Origin of the sequence: Halopiger goleimassiliensis (assembly GCF_000455345.1) — an archaeon.
GTDB classification, from domain to species: Archaea; Halobacteriota; Halobacteria; order Halobacteriales; family Natrialbaceae; genus Halopiger_A; species Halopiger_A goleimassiliensis.
Map to the genome: position 1 here is coordinate 2,601,787 of NZ_HG315690.1, position 16,027 is coordinate 2,617,813.

A 16,027-nucleotide genomic window follows, 5' to 3' on the forward strand; every position below is an offset into this window, starting at 1 on the left:
AAACCGATCGATCGTTACGGAGTCAATCGGGCGTTCACCGGGTCCTCGGCGCTCGAAGTGCGTCGTCCGACGGTGAGAACGATCGCGTAGCGCTCACGCTTTGCGGTCTCGAGAGCGCGATGAGAGTAGCAGATCGGCGTCGAAAACCCTTAGATTCCGGTATCGTACCGCAGGAGGCCGGCGAAGCCACCGAAGGCGTTGTACAGCTGTTCGCCCTTCTCGAAGTCCGTCGAGATGAACTTCGTCTCGGTGCCGCGCTGTTCGGCGATCTCGATCAGGTGATCGATGGCGTCCTCGCGGTCGTCCTCGTCGGCCTCGAGTTCGGTACCGCAGTCGCTGCAGGTGTGGTCAGGGGTCGCCTTCCGGCGGTCGATGACCTCGCGGTCGGTGTTACCACACTCCGGACAGTCGTAGGTGACGACGTCCTTCCGGAGGTCCTCGCTGATGAGCAGTCGGTCGACCGCGCCCATCACGAGGTTCTCGCGGGTCTGCTCGAAGCCGTAGGTCGCCAACTCGCCCGCGTTGAGTTCCTCGAAGAACTCCTCCATCACCTGCTTGTCCTTCATCACCTCGGCGTCGGCCAGGGCGTCCTCGGCGTTGTCGACGAGGTCTTTCAGCCCGGACTCGTCGGTGTAGGCGACGTCGAACTTGCCCAGCACCTTGTCCTGGATCTCGTGGTGGAGGTAGTCGCCGTCCAGGAACTCGTCTTTGGTGGGCGAGGGACCGCCGACGAGCACGCCGTCGAGTTCGTGGCGCTTGGGGACGAACAGGTCGTTGGCCATCCCCGCGACCTCTTGGTAGAAGTTGTCGATGGCCTCGAGTCGCAGGCGAGCGAATCGCTGGGCGGACTGGCCACCCTTGCGCTGTTTGCCGGGGACCAGCGACGAGGCGGATTTGACGGCCTCGATGCGCTTGCCCTTCAGCCAGCCGACGTTGGCCTCGCGCCGGTCGAGGACGATCAGGCCGTACAGGCCCTTGTCGGCGAGCATCTCCTCTAAGGGCTCCGTCAGAAAGTCGGAGTCACAGTGATAGCGAAACGACTGGATGGGCTGGGGCGGACTCTCGAGCACCTTGGTGACCATCTCGGTCCGGCCGCCGCCCGAATCGACCGCGCCCGAGAACAGGACCATGCCGTTCTCCGGCGGGTACGTGTCGTAGTAGCGCAGTCGGTCTTTGATACTCGTCAGCGCGTCCTGGACCGCCGTTCGGGTCTGCTTGGACTTGATGTTGGACGCTTCGCTGTGTTCCTGGGTGACGTGTTGCTGGACGTCGCTGATCTGTCGGTCTTCGGGAACGTAGATCGAGACGAGCTGCGTGCCGGAGCCCTCGTAGTTTTTGAGATCCTCGATAACTTTCCGGAACTCGTATTTCTTCCGGTCGGACTGCTCCCGCTCGGCCTCCTGGCTCATTGTCCGAACAAAACGGTGCTGCGGGTAAGTATTCTTTGACACGGCACCACCGTAATCGCTTCGTTAAGAGCCTATCGGCCGCTGCGTCCGTTCCCGTCGTCAAGACGGCGTCTCTCGAGGTGACGTTTTATAGTGTTGCCGTTCCACAGTCCGGATATCCGAACATGTCTCACGAGACGGTCTACGCTATCGCGAGCGGGAAAGGCGGCGTCGGCAAGACGACCACGACGGTCAACCTCGGGACGGCGCTGGCCCAGGCCGGCGAGCGCGTGGCCATCGTCGATGCGGACCTCGGGATGGCGAACCTGGCCGGGTTCGTCAGCCTCACCCCCGACGCGACGACGCTCCACGACGTGCTGGCACACGACGCGTCCATCGCCGACGCGACGTACCGACTGGCGGACAACATCGTCGCGGTCCCCAGCGGGACGGGACTGGACGACTACGCCGAAACCTCGCCCGAAGGGCTCCGGGACGCGATCGACGAACTGCGCGCGGAGTACGACTACGTCTTCCTCGACGTGGGCGCGGGGATCAGCCACGAAACCGTGTTGCCCCTCGGCCTGGCCGACGCCGTCATCGTCATCTCGACGCCCGAACCCGCGTCGGTGCAGGACTCCGAGAAGACCATCGAACTGACCGCCCACGCGGGCGGCGAGGTCGCCGGCCTCGTCGTCACCCGCATCCACCCCGACACCGACGTGACCTACGACGAGATCGCCGACCGACTCGACATCCCGCTGCTTGGGGCCGTCCCAGAGGACGGCGCGGCCCGCGAGAGCGTCTACGCCGGGACGCCGCTGGTCGTCTACGAACCCGAGAGTCCCGCGGCCGTCGCCTACCGTCGGATCGCCGCCGAACTGGCCGGCGTCGACGTTCCCGACGAATCGGCGACCGAGACCACCACGACCGAGTCGGACGACGACGCCGACGATGCCGACGACGAAGAGTCCGAGGCCGCTCACGACGACGTCTCGAGCGCGATCACCGAAGCCGAATCCGACTCCTGAGACGGTCGACCGGACGCGGTTCCGGTGAGACCACGGTCCGGGTGGGAGACTCATCGGGAACTCGGGAGAACGGTCCGAGTCCGCGCCCGGCCGTCCGACCGTTCGCGGACCGGTGGTCACCGCCTACCGTTCGGTAGGCACGGGTTGGACCGGGCCGTTCGCCACTCGAGTCCACTGATCCTGTCGAAACCGGTGACTACCACCGATGCGAAACGGTCTCCGTTCGATGACTGTGTTCGGGTCGTTACTGTCGTGGTTCGAGTACTGACTCTTTCCGGCCATATGTCGGCCGTCGCGGCCTCTATCCCCCGATTTTGACCTTCCACTATCGGCCGACAAAACGAATCACGAGACGAGAGAGTACGAGCTAATTACTAATTCACCAGTCCCTCGACCGGTCGAGCATGGAGCGACGTAAGATCCTCCTTGGCAGCGGAGCGGCGCTCGCGACCGTGCTTGCGGGCTGTTCCGGTGACGAAACGGGCGACGAATCACCCACCGACGACGATGACGACGAGAGTGGGTTCGACGACGATGACGACGACTACGGCAGCGATGACGACGATACTGGTGACGTCGAAGACGACGTGAACGACCTTCCCGGCATCGATGGCGTCGAAGACGTCAGCAGCGATCATCTGACGGTTCGACAGGTCGACCACGACCCCAACACCCTCAGCGTCGTCGTCGAGACCGACACGACGGACACCGAACTCCTGCACAAGGAACTCGAGGACCTCGCGGACGGGCTCGCGAACGCGGTAATCGACGTCGACGAGTTCGCCTCGGCTACCGACGAGATCGACGTCGTCGTCGAGTACGACGGGAGTCGCGTGTTCGCGGTCTACATCGACGTCGACTGGATCGTCCAGCTTCTCGAGGACGAACTGACGAAAGAGCAGTTCGGCGAGAAAGTCGTCAACACCAAATCGTAAGCGCCATCGGGCCGTTCGCGGCCGCGACGGCGCGACCCTGTCGATTCTCCCCGGTAAATATCCCCGGTGAGCGACGGCATCGATCGCCCGTCCCCCCTCGAGTGGACGCGACGGACGAACGTTCCGGATCGAACGAGTGCTCCCGCGTTACATCGAGCGGGGTGCCTCGACCCCCAGAACGTCGAGCGCGTTCGCGACCGTGTGCTTCGAGGCGGCCACCAGCGCGAGGCGGGCGTCCCTGACGGCGGGATCGACGTCGTCGGAGAGCACCGGACACTCGCGGTAGAAGGCGTTGAACCGGTCCGCGAACTCGCGAGTGAACGTCGCGATCCGGTGAGGCTCGAGGTCGTCGGCGGCCTCCTCGATCACGGCCGGGAACCGCGCGATGGTCTCGAGCAGGTCCCGCTCGGCTTCGGTCTCGAGGACGCCGGCGTCGACGGACTCGAGGTCGAGGCCCTGGCCGGCGAGGTCGGTCTCGGGATCCAGGCCGGCCGCTCGCGGGCTTTGCCCGCTCGCGTCTTCCGCGGCGCGTTGCGCCGCGCTCTCTTCCAGAATGCCACAGCAGCGGGCGTGGACGTACTGGACGTACGGCGCGGACTGGGCCTCGAAGTCTAACGCCTGGTCCCACTCGAAGGTGATCGCCTTCGTCGGCTGTTTGGCGACGATGTCGTAGCGGACCGCGCCGATCCCGACCTGGTGGGCGATGCGCTCGATGTCCTCGGCGTCCAGGTCGTCGTCGCGGATGCGGTCGTCCAGTCGGTCCTCGACCTCCTGGCGTGCGCGGTCGATCGCCTCGTCGAGCAGGTCGTCGAGGTCGACGCCGGTCCCCTCGCGGGTCGACATCCCGAGTCCGCCGGGGAGGTTGACCCACGAGAAGATGACCTGCTCAAGCTGGTCGGTGTCGTTGCCCAGCAGCTCGAGGGTCGTATTCAGCTGGCGAGCCTGCAGTTTGTGATCCTCGCCCAGCACCGTCACCGCGCGGTCGTAGTTGTCGAACTTCCACTCGTGGTGGGCCAGGTCCCGCGTGGCGTACAGCGAGGTGCCGTCCGAGCGCAGGAAGACGAGGTTCTTGTCGATCCCGTGGTCCTCGAGGTCGAGCTGCCAGGCGTCTTCCTCGTAGACGGCCTCGTCGAGGTCCTTGAGTCGCGCCACGAGGTCGTCCGTGTCGCCGTTGCGCATGAATCGGGTCTCTTTGACGAACTCGTCGAACTCGGCGGGCAGGCGCTCGAGACACGCTTTCATGCCCGAGAGCACCTGATCGACGACCTCGCTGACCCGTTCGTAGGTCTCGTCGTCGCCCTCCTCTAAGCCCTGCATGATCGACTCGATCTCGGCTTCGGCCTCCGCGACCTCCTCGTCGGGACCGTTCTCGAGGAAGGCGTTGCCCGTGCGGTAGTAGCGCACCAGATCGTACTCGATGCGGTCGCGCTCTGGGTCGTCCTCGAGGTCGTCCTCGTCGAAGGTCTCGTAGGCCCACGTGAAGACGGCCATCTGCCGGCCAGCGTCGTTGACGTAGTAGTGGCGCTCGACGTCGTAGCCGGCGTACTCGAGCAGATTCGCCACCGCGTCGCCGATGATCGGGTTGCGCGCGCGGCCGACGTGGACCGGCCCCGTCGGGTTCGCGCTGGTGTGCTCGACGACGACCGACTCCTCGCGGTCCTCGAGTTCGCCGTAGTCCTCGTCCGTCGCGGTCTCGAGCGTCTCGGCCAGATAGGCGTCGCTCGGCAGGAAGTTGAGATACGGTCCCTCCGTCTGGACCGCGGAGACGTAGGTCAGTTCGTCGACGTCGATCTCGTCGGCGATCTGCCCCGCGACCTGCGGCGGCGGCGCGCCGGCCTCGCCCGCCAGTCGGAACGCCACGCTCGAGGCGAGGACGCTCTCGACGTCCTCCGGCGGTTCTTCGATCCCGAGATCGTCGGTCGGGAAGTCGAGGGCGGAGAGCGCCCCCTCGAGGGCGTCCTCGACCTCCGCGCGTAGCACCAGGAACATACCCGCCCGTATTCAGGGCTCGAGTAAAGGGGTATCGTCTCTAGCCCGCATTCGATCCCGTAGCACTTTTTGTGAAGGAATTAGCCAATATAACCACCATTAATAGAACTCGAGGGGTCGCCGCGTAGCACTCGTCGAACAGAACAGCGAGCGTCGTAGTCGAACTAGCTCTACGATCCGCTCGCTTCTCAAACTGCACTACCTGGACGGTCCGGTGATGAGATTCCAGCGGAGAGACCACACCCTCAAAACTCGAGTTCGTCTTCAAAAGCCGAACAGATGTTACTGTCTTCATCAAGCTCTTCACAGGAGCGTACTCGCACGAAAAAGAAGTCCTCCTCTACGATTTGAACGCCCGCGTAAACGCAATCTCCATCCGCCTCCGAAGCCACATCGACTGTTTTCCACTCCTCGTTCAATCGTGCTTCTAAGTAAAACTCTCTCGGTTCGGTATCCCACCCACACTCTACGGTGGTAGCAGTAGGCACTCTAACGTCCTCATCGATCCGTTCTGCAGGACCGATAGTGACCTCATATTCCTGTATTTGTTGCTCCCCGTCTAGAACACGAATGTCGGCCGATCGTTCATCCAGAGTTTCGTTTTGAACCTCGAGAAGCGCTAATTGCACCTCTGAATCGAAATACGAAAGGCATCCACTCAGACCGATACCGGCACCTCCAGCACCTATCGCCAGAAGTTTTCTCCTTCTCACAACAGTACTTTTAGTTGTATTATTTATAAATCTGGTCGGAGTAGCGGTCCACGTCGGTCGGCACATCGTTACTTGTACTGCGCTCACTCACTGCGTTCGGTCACGGGCGCTATCCTTACGCCAGCGGCGTCCGCTCCACGACCTGCCCGTCGTAACTCGGGTACTGCTCGACGATTTCACCCTCCTCGAGGTCGCCCTCCTCGATCATCTCCTCCAGGAGCCACCAGGCGACCTCGACGTGGTTCGATTTGACGGTGTAGAACTCCTCGGGGACGCCCAGTTCCTCGAAGCGCTCGGGGTCGGCGTACGTTTTGCCGTAGACGAGGGTGCCGTCGTCGGTCACCTCGTCGAACTCGCGGCGGACGTTGCGGGCCATCCGCTTCAGGCGGCGGCGGTGCTGGGCGGCGTCCTTGAAGACGGAGGTACAGAAGTAGACCTTCTCGTGGTCGCCCATCACCTTGAGGATCTCCTCGCGCGACCCGTCGACGGCGCTCATGTGGCCCTCCTTGAGTTCGAACCCCTGTTCCTGCATCCGGCGGTAGTTGCCCTGGGACATCTCGAACTCGTTGACGTTGCAGAAGTCGGCCGCGCCTTCGTCCAAGAACTCGAGGAACTCCTCCTCGGCACGGATGCCTGGAATCTCGAAGGCGGGGGTGAGCCCTTCCTCGCGGGCGATGTAGAGGATCTCCTCCCACTCGGTGCCGTGGAGGTCGCCCCACTGTTCGTAGGGTGGGTGGAAGCGAATCTCGTCGAGACCCGCCTCCGAGAGGCGGCGCATGTTCTCCCGGCCGCCGGTGATGCCTGTGTAGAGGTGGGTGTGGTGGTCCTCGCCGAACTCCTCCTTGAGCAGGGAGAGGTAGTGACAGGTCCGGTCGAGGGCTTCCTGGGGCTCGCCGCCGGTAATCGAGGTGCCGAGGGCGTCCATTCGCCGCGCTTCCTCGAGGACGTCCTCGTCGGACTCGACGAGTCGTTCGTTGGCGTAGACGTCGGTGACGTTCTTGCGGTTCTCGCCGAGCGGGCAGTAGAAGCAGTCGCGCTGGTCACAGTAGCCGTAGACGAATAGGACCATCTTGCCGCCTTTCGCGCACTGCTCACAGCCCTTCGAGATCATTCGACCCATCGTAGACGCCCGACTCACAAAAGGCGTGCGAAACCGCGTCTCCGTGCGAGACCACCACAGGAGTTTTTTCGCCACTCTCGAATGGACCACCTACGATGGGTAACGGGCACCTGAATCGCCACGTCGACCGGATCCGGGCGGAGCTCCGCGAAGCGTTCACGGAGGAGCGGACGCCCCGCGAACTCGCCGGCAGTTTCGCCCTCGGAACGTTCATCACGATGTTGCCGACGCTCGGGGTCGGACTCGTGTTGTTCGTCGTCATCCTCCACGTCACGACCTGGGTGAGTAAACTCGCGCTGTTCGCCACGCTCGTCGTGTTCAACCCCGTGGTGAAGTGGGGGGTCTACGCCGGCAGCCTGGGCCTGGGTGTCGTCTTGCTGGGACCCGTCGAGGGCGTCTCGACGGGCGGCTTTTCGCTCGATGCCGGCTCCGAAATACTCCTCAGGTTGCTCGTCGGGAACCTGATCCTGACCGTGATCGTGACGATCCTCAGTTACGTCGTCGTCTATCGGCTCGCGCGACGCTTCGAGTCCTCGCCCGTCGCCGAAACGATCGACGAGGCCCTCGAGGAGATCGCCGACGAGGTCCTCGACCCCGAAGCGGACCCGGCCGACGACTGACGACTCGGGCGGCCGAACCGCCGGGACCTCAAGAACAACAGCTATGACCGTGGGCTCGTACGTCCAAACCGATGGACGACGACGATCGCGTTTACTACGTGATCAGCGACCTTCACATCGGTGGTGACGAGCAACTCGAGGAAGTGGAGTTTCTCGACGAGTTGCTCGCGTTCCTCGAACGACTCGAGGAGACCGACGAGAACGCCGAGTTAGTCATCAACGGCGACGCGTTCGGGCTCTGGGAGTTTACGACCGTCGAGGGGATGGAGAAGTTCGATGCGCTCGAGGAGACGTATCCCGAGCTGTTCGACCAGTTGCGGGCGACCGGCGAGAACGTCCCGATCACGATGTTGCCGGGCAACCACGACCACGAGCTGGCCGCCTACGACGAGTACGTCGACCGGTTCGCCGAGTACAACGTCGAACTCGTGCAGGAACAATCGATCAGCCGGCCGGTGGGTGAGACGGCGATCCACTTCGAACACGGCCATCAGCACGATCCGAACAATCGGATCGAAGACTGGGGCAACCCGCACGCTTCACCGCTTGGCTACTACTACAACACGCTCGTGACGAGTCGGGCGGGACAGCTCTCGGATCGGGGGCGGGGGCGCTACAACTGGCTCAAGGACGTCCAGGCGGTGACGCCGACCGAGTGGATGCCGATCTGGCTCGCCTCCAAGTACTTCTACCGGGAGATGAACCCCGTGATGCGGTACGCGTTGGTGCCGTTTCTGCTGCTGTTCAACATCAGCGCCCTCATCGCGATCTTCGCGGGCCTCGACGTCGCCGGCGTCTGGTCGATGCCGAACGAACAGTTCGAGACCTTCCTGCGCCAGTTCGGCCTGGCCGGCACCGCCGTCTATGCGGTCCTTGCGATCAACGTCGTCGTTACCGGACTGCTGTTGCTCATCGCCGTCCCGGTCTACCTCCTTCGGCGGGACCTCAAGAAGACGATCGACCGGTTCGGCCTCTTCGAAACCGATCTCACGGTCGATCCGGAGACCCCCTACGAAGACGCCGCACGCGAAATCTTCGCGGACGGTCCAGCGACGATCTTCTGTTACGGCCACACCCACCGTCCCGGAATCCGCGAACTCGAGGAGGGCGTCCTCGTCAACAGCGGGACGTGGCTCAAGCGACTCCACCGCCGTGACGGCGTCACCGGGCTCCTACCGCCGGTCTTCTACCCGTCCTACCAACTGTGTGCCGTTCGGATCGCCCCTGCGTCCGAGGGCATCGCCATCGAGCATCAAGCCATCGAGAAGCCAAGTCCCGGACCGGAGGAACTCACCCTCACCGAGCGCTTGCTCACCCTCGGACGGAAACCGAACCCCGAGTTGCCCGACGGAACCGTCGTCGAGACGCCGGTCTCGAAGCGACGGGCCGATTCGACGGAGGAGTCGGTCGGCCAAAACCCCCCATAACCTCCGGTCGCGTTCACCGGTCCGCTGTCCGCACACGGACGCTGCGGGACGGCTTTGTCGACACTCAGTGTGACCACCGCCGCGACGGGTTCCCTGAGTCGACCCCCTCGACGGTGATACCGTCTCCCTCGTCGACGACCGACCGCGTCCTCGCGTTCGTCGACTCCCGCACGGCGATTTCGCGTCCCCAGAAGATGGAAATACTCCGCGCTCGAACGACCGACAGATGCTGTTGGTCCTGTGCGTCGACCTCGACGACGACCTCGGCCGCAAGACCGGCTTCTCGACGCCGGTTATCGGTCGCGAAGCCGTCGAGGAAGCGGCCGTCGCGCTGGCGACCGCGGACCCCGAAGACTCCGACGTCAACGTGGTTTTCCAGGGGTTGCACGTCTACGACGACCTCGACGAACGCGACGAGAGCGTCGAAGTCGCCGTCGTCACCGGCAACGAAGAAGGCGAAGTCAGCGCCAACCGGGAGGTCGGCAACGAGGTCGACACCGTCCTCGCGAGCCTCTCGACGGCCGAGGACGTCACGGCGCTGGTCATCACCGACGGCGCACAGGACGAGTCGGTCATCCCGGTAATCCGCTCGCGGGTCCCCATCGACGGCGTTCGCCGCGTCGTCGTTCGACAGGCCCAGAACCTCGAGTCGATGTACTACACCATCAAGCAGGTGCTCGACGACCCCGAAACCCGCGGGACCGTGCTCATCCCGCTGGGCATCCTGCTGCTCATCTACCCGCTCGCGTTGATCGGCAGCGCGCTCGAGATGCCGGGGTTCGTCCTCGGGACCACCTCCGCACTGCTGGGGCTGTATCTCATCTCGCGAGGCCTGGGACTGGGCGACCGCATCGACCGGACCGTCGAGCGCGTCCGTCGGTCGCTGTACGCCGGGCGGACCACGCTGCTCGCGTACGTCGTCGCCGCCGCGCTGTTCGTTCTGGGCGGCGTCAACGGGCTCGAAACCCTCGAGACCGTGCGCGGAGTGCGGGGGGAGCTCGGCGTCCCGATGATGCTCGCGGCGCTCGTCTACGGGTCGATCCAGTGGCTCGCCGCGGCCGGCGTCACGACCAGCCTCGGCCAGATCACCGACGAGTACATCGCCGGCACCCTCGAGTGGCGCTACCTCAACGCCCCATTCTACGTGCTCTCGATCGCCATCGTGCTCCACGCCGTCAGCGCCTTCTTCCTCGATCGAGCCGACGTGAGCTATCTGGCAGCGGCCCTGACCGCCGGCACGCTGCTTGGCATCGTGAGTACGCTCGCGTTCGCCGTGCTCGAGTCGCGTTACGCCGAGTCGGAACCAGAAGAGGGGGCGTCGCCCGACGGCGCGTAACCGCGAGGGCGATCAGCGTTCGCGTTCGACGACGAACTCCGCCAACTCGAGGAGGTACTGTCGGCTCTCGGGGTCGGTCCCGTCGACCCGTTCCAGCGCGTCGATCGCCCGGTCGGCCTCGGTTCGCGCTCGTTCGTTGGCCTCCTCGGGCGTCAGGTCGGTCACCTGGACCAGCGACGGGCGCTCGAGGGCGGCGTCGTGGCCCGTCGGCTTGCCGAGCTCCGCTTCGTCGGCGACCGCGTCGAGGACGTCGTCCCTGATCTGGAAGGCGATCCCGACGCGCTCGGCGTACTCGCCGAGGGCTTCGACTGTGACGGGGTCGGAGTCGGCGGCGATGGCTCCGAGTTCGGCCGCCGCGCGAAACAGCGCGCCGGTCTTGCGTCGGGCCAGGGTCATGTACTCGTCCTCGGTAGCCGGTTTCGCCTCGAGTTCGGTCGCCTCGCCGACGCCGAGTTCGACCATCGCCTCGGCGACGACGCGGGTAGCCTCCGGTTCGGTCGAGAAGAGCGCGAACGCCTCGCCCAGCAGTCCGTCGCTGGTAACGATCGCCGGCCCGTGGCCGAACTCGGCCCAGGCGCTCGTCGTTCCGCGGCGGAGTTCCGAGCGATCGATGATGTCGTCGACGACGAGCGAGGCCGAGTGTACCAGTTCGATCCCGACGCCGAAGTCGACCGCCTCCTCGGCGGTTCCGCCGACCGTCTCGCAGGAAAGCAGCGTGACCAGCGGTCGAACCCGTTTCCCGCCGGAGAGTACGACGTGGCGAACTTCAGCGTTGAGCGTCTCGGGTTCGATCCCGTCGACGACCTCGACGAGTCGCTCCTCGATCAGCGCCCGGCGACGCTCGAGCCGATCCATTATCCGCGGTTAGGAGAGGACGGAAAAGTAGGTGACGGTTCGCGGTACCTACGCGTCTTCCTGTGGACCGTCGAACTGGAACGTCGACTCCATGGGACCGTCGTCGTCCGCATCGTCGCCGGCGTCGTCGCTTACCGCTTCGTCGTCCCCGTCCGCGGCGTCACTGTCGCCGTCACCGTCGCTCGATCCCGTCTCGGCGTCCGCGTCGCCGGCAACAGCAGCCTCGGTCTCGAGCGTCGCTTCCGCGGTCGCCGACTCGACCGAGACCTCGCTGTCGGTTTCGAACTGATCGAGCGTCTCCGATAGCTGAGCGGCCCGGTTCGCGAGGGAGCTCGCGCTGTTCGAGACCTCCGTCAGCGCCGTCGTCTGTTCCTCCGCTGCAGCCGCGACGTTCTCACTCTCGGCGCTGGTCTCCTCCGCGATAGAAGCGACGTCGTCGGCCATGGCCACGATCTCCTGTGCCGACTCGGCCTGTTCGTCGGTGGCGGTCGAGATCTCCTGGACGCCGGTGTTGGTTTCGGTCGCGTAGTCGGCGATCTCGTCGAGCGCCTCGGCCGCCTCCTCGACGGAGTCGGTGTGTTCCGAGACGCGATCGCTCGTCTCCCGGACCACGTCGACCGTCTGCTCGGTCTGGGACTCGATCCGCTCGAGGCGCTGTTCGATGTCGGTGGCGGCCTCTTTGGTCTCCGCGGCCAGCTGTTTGACCTCGTCCGCGACCGCCGCGAAGCCCTCGCCGTCGTCGGCCGATCGCGAGGCCTCGATGTTCGCGTTCAGCGCCAGCATGTTGGTCTGTTCCGCCACCTCCGTGATGAACGCCAGCAGGTCGTCGATCTGTTCGACTTCGGCCTGGAGCTGTTCGATCTCCTCGACGGCCGCGTCGGACTCGGCTTCGATCTCGCTCATGCCCTCGATCGCCTCCTGGGCCGCTTCGCGGCCCCGCTGGCCGGTCCGGGCGGTCCGTTCGGCGATATCGGCGACCTCGTTCGAGGAGGCTGCGATCTCTTCGGTCGTCGTCGACAGGGCGTTCATCTCGTTCGTGACCGACTGGATGTGCTCGTTCTGTCGATCAGCACCCTCGGAGATCTCCTGAATCGATTCGGTGACCTGGGCGGAGGCCGACCGGACCTCCTCGCTCGAGGCGGTCACCTGCTCGGAGGCCGTCGCGACCTCCGTCGCGAAGGACTTGACGGCCGCCGTCGTCTCCTCGAGTTCGGCGACCATCTCGTTGAACTCCGTGGCGATCTCGGTCATCGCCTCGTTCTCGCTCGCAGGATCCATCCGCGCGGTGAGGTCGCCGTCGCCACAGCGTTGCATCACTTCGCTGTACGACTCGGCCTTCCGCTCGAGGTGGTCGTTGATGCGTTCGGTCTCCTCGCGGGCGCGTTCGGCCTCCTCGCGGGCGGCTTCCGTCTCCTGGATCTGTGTTCGCAGCGAGGTTCGCATGTCGTCGAACGCGTCGTAGAGTTGCCCGATGCTGTCGATGCGATCCGACTCGAGTTCGACGGTGAGATCACCCTCTTCCATGCGAACGGCCTTGCGTCGCAGGCGGTCGATCGACCGGGAGGTGTTCCAGCCGATGCCCGCGCCCACGACGCCGATGAGGAGGACGGCACCGAACGTCGCGAGCATGCCGTACGTACGGACGTCTTCGACGAACCCGTACGCCTGTTCGGTCGGCGTGTGGACGAGCGTGACCCAGTCGGTACCGGGGACTGCCGCGTAGCCGACGACGAACGACTCGCCGGCAAAGACGTCGTCGGTTGCGAGCACGCCTTCGGCCGGGCCGGCTTCCGTAGCGCCCGACTCCAGCGAGTCGAGGTCGGACAGGAGCTGATCGGCTTCGTCGTAGGATTCGAGCAGGGCGCTTCTGCTCTCGCCGAAGGCGACCGTTCCGCTCGAGTCGACGATCATCGTCCGGATGGTGTCGGTACTGCTGATACTGTACTCGCTGACCGGCACCGTGTAAGCCAGCACCGTTCCCTCGGGCAGGTCGCCGTGATCGGTCACGAAGGCGACCCGCTCCGTGGCGTCGTCGTACTCGCCGCTCCGGTAGGCGTCGGTCGCGTACGTCCCGCTTCGCTGGTCGAGTTCGTCGACCCACGCTCCCTCGAGGTCGGTTCCCGGATCGACCAGCGAACTCGCGATGACGTCGCCGGTTTCCTCGAGGAAGTGGACGTTTGCCTCGCCAGGTCCACCTGCATCGAGGTCGGCGACCTCGCTATCGATGTACGCCTGTGCTTCCGACTGCGTAGCGCCGTCGAGACCGCTGTAGCGGGCGATAGATTGGACCGTCTGTCGATTGTCGTCGTAGAACTGGAAGGCCGACTCCGACTGCTGGAGCGCGAGGGTTTCGTACTTCTCGTAGACGTTCGATTTGACGCCGTCCTCGACCTGTGCGGTTCCGACGAGGCCGATCGCACCGACCGAGAGACCGATAACCAACAAGATAATTGCAAATTTTAGCGAATATCTCTTACGTATAAATTCCGGCACGATAGCCCGTATTCCTGGAGACATAAGCAGAAATGATTATCAGCGGATAATAAATCTTCGCGTTTCTGGAGACGTTCATTAAACATACATATTCTTCACACATCAGAGAGGAGAGGGAAACCGTCGGCGATAGAACCGGCCGCAGTATCGTCGCGAACAGCCGGCGGTATTAGCTGAACTGTTCCGTCAGCGCCGGCACGACGTCGAACAGGTCGTCGACGATGGCGTAATCGGCGATGTCCATGATCGGCGCGTTGGGGTCCGTGTTGATCGCGACGATCGTATCGGAGCCCTTCATGCCGGCGACGTGCTGGACGGCACCGGAGATGCCGATCGCGATGTAGACGTCGGGCGTGACGACCTTCCCGGACTGGCCGACCTGGCGGTTCTTGGGGAGCCAACCGTTGTCGACGATCGGACGCGAGGACGACACCGTCGCGTCGAGCGCGTCGGCGAGGTCGTGGATGATATCGAGGTTCTCCTCTTCCTCGATACCACGACCTACCGAAACGAGCACGTCGGCTTCCGTGATGTCGACGTCGCCGCCGCCGACCTCCTCGAAGCCGCTGACCGTCGAGCCGAGCGCGCCCTCGTCGATGTCGGCGTCGAAGGACTCGATCGTGGCGTCGCCGGTGCCTTCGGCGGCGGGCCACTCGGCGCTCCGGATCGTGACGACTGCGCTGCCCTCGACCTCGTTGGTCGTCTCGACCTTGCCGCCGTACATCTCGCGGGTGGCGGTCAGGGTCTCGCCGTCGCTCTCGAGGGCGATCGTGTCGGTGACGATCGGCAGGTCGAGTTCGTTCGCGACCGCGGGCGCGTAGTCGAGCCCGTTGACGCTGTTGGGTGCCAGCACGTACTGGGGTGCCAGCTCGTCGTAGAGCTGGGTCGTCGCCTGGGCGTAGACGCCGTGGTTGAACTCCTCGCCGTAGTCGACGGTGTGGACGACGTCGACGCCCTCGCGGTCGAGTTTCTCGGCGAAGTCCTCGACCGTGCCGCTGATGACCGCCAGATGGAGGTCACCGCCCGTGGCGTCGGCCAGTTCGCGTCCGGCCGTGATGATCTCGTAGCTGACGTCGCGCAGTTCGCCGCGTCGGTGGTCGGTGATCGCCAGAACGTCGGTCATCGGTTTTCACCTCCGGTGAAAGCGATGACGTCGTTGCGCGCGAAGCGTGCAACGGAAGTCATGGTGCCACCCCCTTGTCGCGGAGGAGATCAGCAAGTTCCGCAGCCGTTTCGTCGGCACCGCCCTCCCAGACGGTGACGTCGCTCTCGCTTTCGGGTTCGTACATGTCGGTCAGTTCGACCTCGCCCTCGACGGCACTGGCGTCGACGCCGAGTTCGTCCAGCGTGTGGACGTCGAGAGGCTTTTGCTGTGCCTGGCGGATGCCACGAAGGCTCGCGTACCGGGGCTCGTTGATCCCGGTCTGGATCGTGAGCACGGCGGGGAGGTCGACCTCGGTCAGTTCCTCGACGCCGCCCTCGAGTTCGCGGCGGACGGAGGCGACGCCCTCCTCGAGGTCGTGCTCGAGGTGGTTGACGACGGCGGCCCACTCGTAGTCGAGTTCCTCGGCCAGGGCGACGCCGGTCGCACCCCAGCTATCGTCGCCGGACTGGACGCCGGTCAACACGAGGTCGGGGTCTTCCTCCTCGACGACGGCCTGGAGGATCTCCCGCTTCGCGCCGACGTCGAGCAGGTCGACGTCGTCGAGGGCGTCGTCCCAGACGCGGACCGCGCGGTCGGCACCCTTCGCGAGGGCCTGCCGGATGGTCTGTTCGCAGTCGTCCGGGCCGATGGTGACCGTGACGACCTCGTCCGCGATGCCGTCCTCCTGGAGCTGGACGGCCTCTTCGATCGCGTAGTCGTCCCACTCGTTGAGGTCGGAACCGAGGTACTGGTCGGCGATCGACGTCCCCTCGATCTCGAACTCGTCTTCCACGGTCGCGACTTCTTTGACCGTTACGAGTATCTTCATCGTTCGTCTCTGCTACCTCCCTCCCGTAAACTGTTTCGAAACCGCCCGTCAGATTGGTCGAGTTCATCTACACGCGACGGAAAACTACCCACCGTTTGCCGGGTACGGTTGCGATCGTTCGTCGTCCCGTCGTCCGGTGGTTCCGAG

The 16,027-nt window shown here is 64.6% G+C and carries 13 protein-coding genes; 5 read left to right on the top strand and 8 right to left on the bottom strand.

The window, feature by feature from the left end; genetic code table 11:
- Nucleotides 1-149: 149 nt before the first annotated feature.
- Nucleotides 150-1,409 carry a peptide chain release factor aRF-1 gene (gene prf1 / locus TX79_RS12795; RefSeq protein WP_049927826.1) on the bottom strand — a complete coding sequence of 420 codons (1,260 nt, stop codon included), beginning with the start codon at nucleotides 1,407-1,409 and terminating at the stop codon, nucleotides 150-152.
- Between the two features lie 164 nt (nucleotides 1,410-1,573).
- Between prf1 and TX79_RS12800 the strand changes: the two genes are divergently transcribed.
- A complete protein-coding gene (locus TX79_RS12800) occupies nucleotides 1,574-2,419 on the top strand; it encodes a MinD/ParA family ATP-binding protein (protein WP_049927827.1) in 846 nt (281 codons plus the stop codon).
- A gap of 404 nt (nucleotides 2,420-2,823) precedes the next feature.
- Nucleotides 2,824-3,354 (top strand): hypothetical protein, encoded by a 531-nt coding sequence (locus TX79_RS12805; protein WP_049927828.1) that lies wholly within the window; start codon nucleotides 2,824-2,826, stop codon nucleotides 3,352-3,354.
- A gap of 147 nt (nucleotides 3,355-3,501) precedes the next feature.
- Here TX79_RS12805 and argS read toward each other — a convergent pair whose 3' ends face one another.
- The 3 genes from argS to TX79_RS12820 form a co-directional block, all read right to left on the bottom strand.
- Nucleotides 3,502-5,343 carry an arginine--tRNA ligase gene (gene argS / locus TX79_RS12810; RefSeq protein WP_049927829.1) on the bottom strand — a complete coding sequence of 614 codons (1,842 nt, stop codon included), beginning with the start codon at nucleotides 5,341-5,343 and terminating at the stop codon, nucleotides 3,502-3,504.
- 245 nt (nucleotides 5,344-5,588) lie between these two features.
- On the bottom strand, nucleotides 5,589-6,056 hold the full coding sequence (locus tag TX79_RS12815; RefSeq protein WP_154660520.1) for a hypothetical protein: 468 nt from the start codon (nucleotides 6,054-6,056) through the stop codon (nucleotides 5,589-5,591).
- 115 nt (nucleotides 6,057-6,171) lie between these two features.
- Nucleotides 6,172-7,167: a radical SAM protein gene (locus tag TX79_RS12820; RefSeq protein WP_049927831.1), complete on the bottom strand. Its 996-nt coding sequence runs from the start codon at nucleotides 7,165-7,167 to the stop codon at nucleotides 6,172-6,174.
- A 104-nt stretch (nucleotides 7,168-7,271) separates the two neighbouring features.
- Between TX79_RS12820 and TX79_RS12825 the strand changes: the two genes are divergently transcribed.
- The 3 genes from TX79_RS12825 to TX79_RS12835 all read left to right on the top strand — a co-directional run bounded on the left by TX79_RS12825 (nucleotide 7,272) and on the right by TX79_RS12835 (nucleotide 10,559).
- Complete coding sequence (locus tag TX79_RS12825; RefSeq protein WP_049927832.1) at nucleotides 7,272-7,796, top strand: DUF2062 domain-containing protein; 525 nt, start codon at nucleotides 7,272-7,274, stop codon at nucleotides 7,794-7,796.
- Nucleotides 7,797-7,867: 71 nt separating this feature from the next.
- Nucleotides 7,868-9,223, top strand: coding sequence for a metallophosphoesterase (locus TX79_RS12830; RefSeq protein ID WP_049927834.1), 1,356 nt, complete (start codon nucleotides 7,868-7,870; stop codon nucleotides 9,221-9,223).
- A 226-nt stretch (nucleotides 9,224-9,449) separates the two neighbouring features.
- Nucleotides 9,450-10,559: a DUF373 family protein gene (locus TX79_RS12835; RefSeq protein ID WP_049927835.1), complete on the top strand. Its 1,110-nt coding sequence runs from the start codon at nucleotides 9,450-9,452 to the stop codon at nucleotides 10,557-10,559.
- Between the two features lie 12 nt (nucleotides 10,560-10,571).
- Here TX79_RS12835 and TX79_RS12840 read toward each other — a convergent pair whose 3' ends face one another.
- The 4 genes from TX79_RS12840 to TX79_RS12855 form a co-directional block, all read right to left on the bottom strand.
- Nucleotides 10,572-11,414: a polyprenyl synthetase family protein gene (locus tag TX79_RS12840; protein WP_049927836.1), complete on the bottom strand. Its 843-nt coding sequence runs from the start codon at nucleotides 11,412-11,414 to the stop codon at nucleotides 10,572-10,574.
- A 48-nt stretch (nucleotides 11,415-11,462) separates the two neighbouring features.
- On the bottom strand, nucleotides 11,463-13,856 hold the full coding sequence (locus TX79_RS12845; RefSeq protein ID WP_049927837.1) for a methyl-accepting chemotaxis protein: 2,394 nt from the start codon (nucleotides 13,854-13,856) through the stop codon (nucleotides 11,463-11,465).
- Between the two features lie 220 nt (nucleotides 13,857-14,076).
- On the bottom strand, nucleotides 14,077-15,030 hold the full coding sequence (locus TX79_RS12850; protein WP_049927838.1) for an electron transfer flavoprotein subunit alpha/FixB family protein: 954 nt from the start codon (nucleotides 15,028-15,030) through the stop codon (nucleotides 14,077-14,079).
- Nucleotides 15,031-15,088: 58 nt separating this feature from the next.
- On the bottom strand, nucleotides 15,089-15,880 hold the full coding sequence (locus tag TX79_RS12855; RefSeq protein ID WP_049927839.1) for an electron transfer flavoprotein subunit beta/FixA family protein: 792 nt from the start codon (nucleotides 15,878-15,880) through the stop codon (nucleotides 15,089-15,091).
- Nucleotides 15,881-16,027: the final 147 nt, after the last annotated feature.

Coding starts and splice junctions, on each gene's coding strand:
- prf1 (WP_049927826.1), bottom strand. CDS start 1,409: ATGAGCCAGGAGGCCGAGCGGGAGCAGTCCGACCGGAAGAAATACGAG.
- TX79_RS12800 (WP_049927827.1), top strand. CDS start 1,574: ATGTCTCACGAGACGGTCTACGCTATCGCGAGCGGGAAAGGCGGCGTC.
- TX79_RS12805 (WP_049927828.1), top strand. CDS start 2,824: ATGGAGCGACGTAAGATCCTCCTTGGCAGCGGAGCGGCGCTCGCGACC.
- argS (WP_049927829.1), bottom strand. CDS start 5,343: ATGTTCCTGGTGCTACGCGCGGAGGTCGAGGACGCCCTCGAGGGGGCG.
- TX79_RS12820 (WP_049927831.1), bottom strand. CDS start 7,167: ATGATCTCGAAGGGCTGTGAGCAGTGCGCGAAAGGCGGCAAGATGGTC.
- TX79_RS12825 (WP_049927832.1), top strand. CDS start 7,272: ATGGGTAACGGGCACCTGAATCGCCACGTCGACCGGATCCGGGCGGAG.
- TX79_RS12830 (WP_049927834.1), top strand. CDS start 7,868: ATGGACGACGACGATCGCGTTTACTACGTGATCAGCGACCTTCACATC.
- TX79_RS12835 (WP_049927835.1), top strand. CDS start 9,450: ATGCTGTTGGTCCTGTGCGTCGACCTCGACGACGACCTCGGCCGCAAG.
- TX79_RS12840 (WP_049927836.1), bottom strand. CDS start 11,414: ATGGATCGGCTCGAGCGTCGCCGGGCGCTGATCGAGGAGCGACTCGTC.
- TX79_RS12850 (WP_049927838.1), bottom strand. CDS start 15,030: ATGACCGACGTTCTGGCGATCACCGACCACCGACGCGGCGAACTGCGC.
- TX79_RS12855 (WP_049927839.1), bottom strand. CDS start 15,880: ATGAAGATACTCGTAACGGTCAAAGAAGTCGCGACCGTGGAAGACGAG.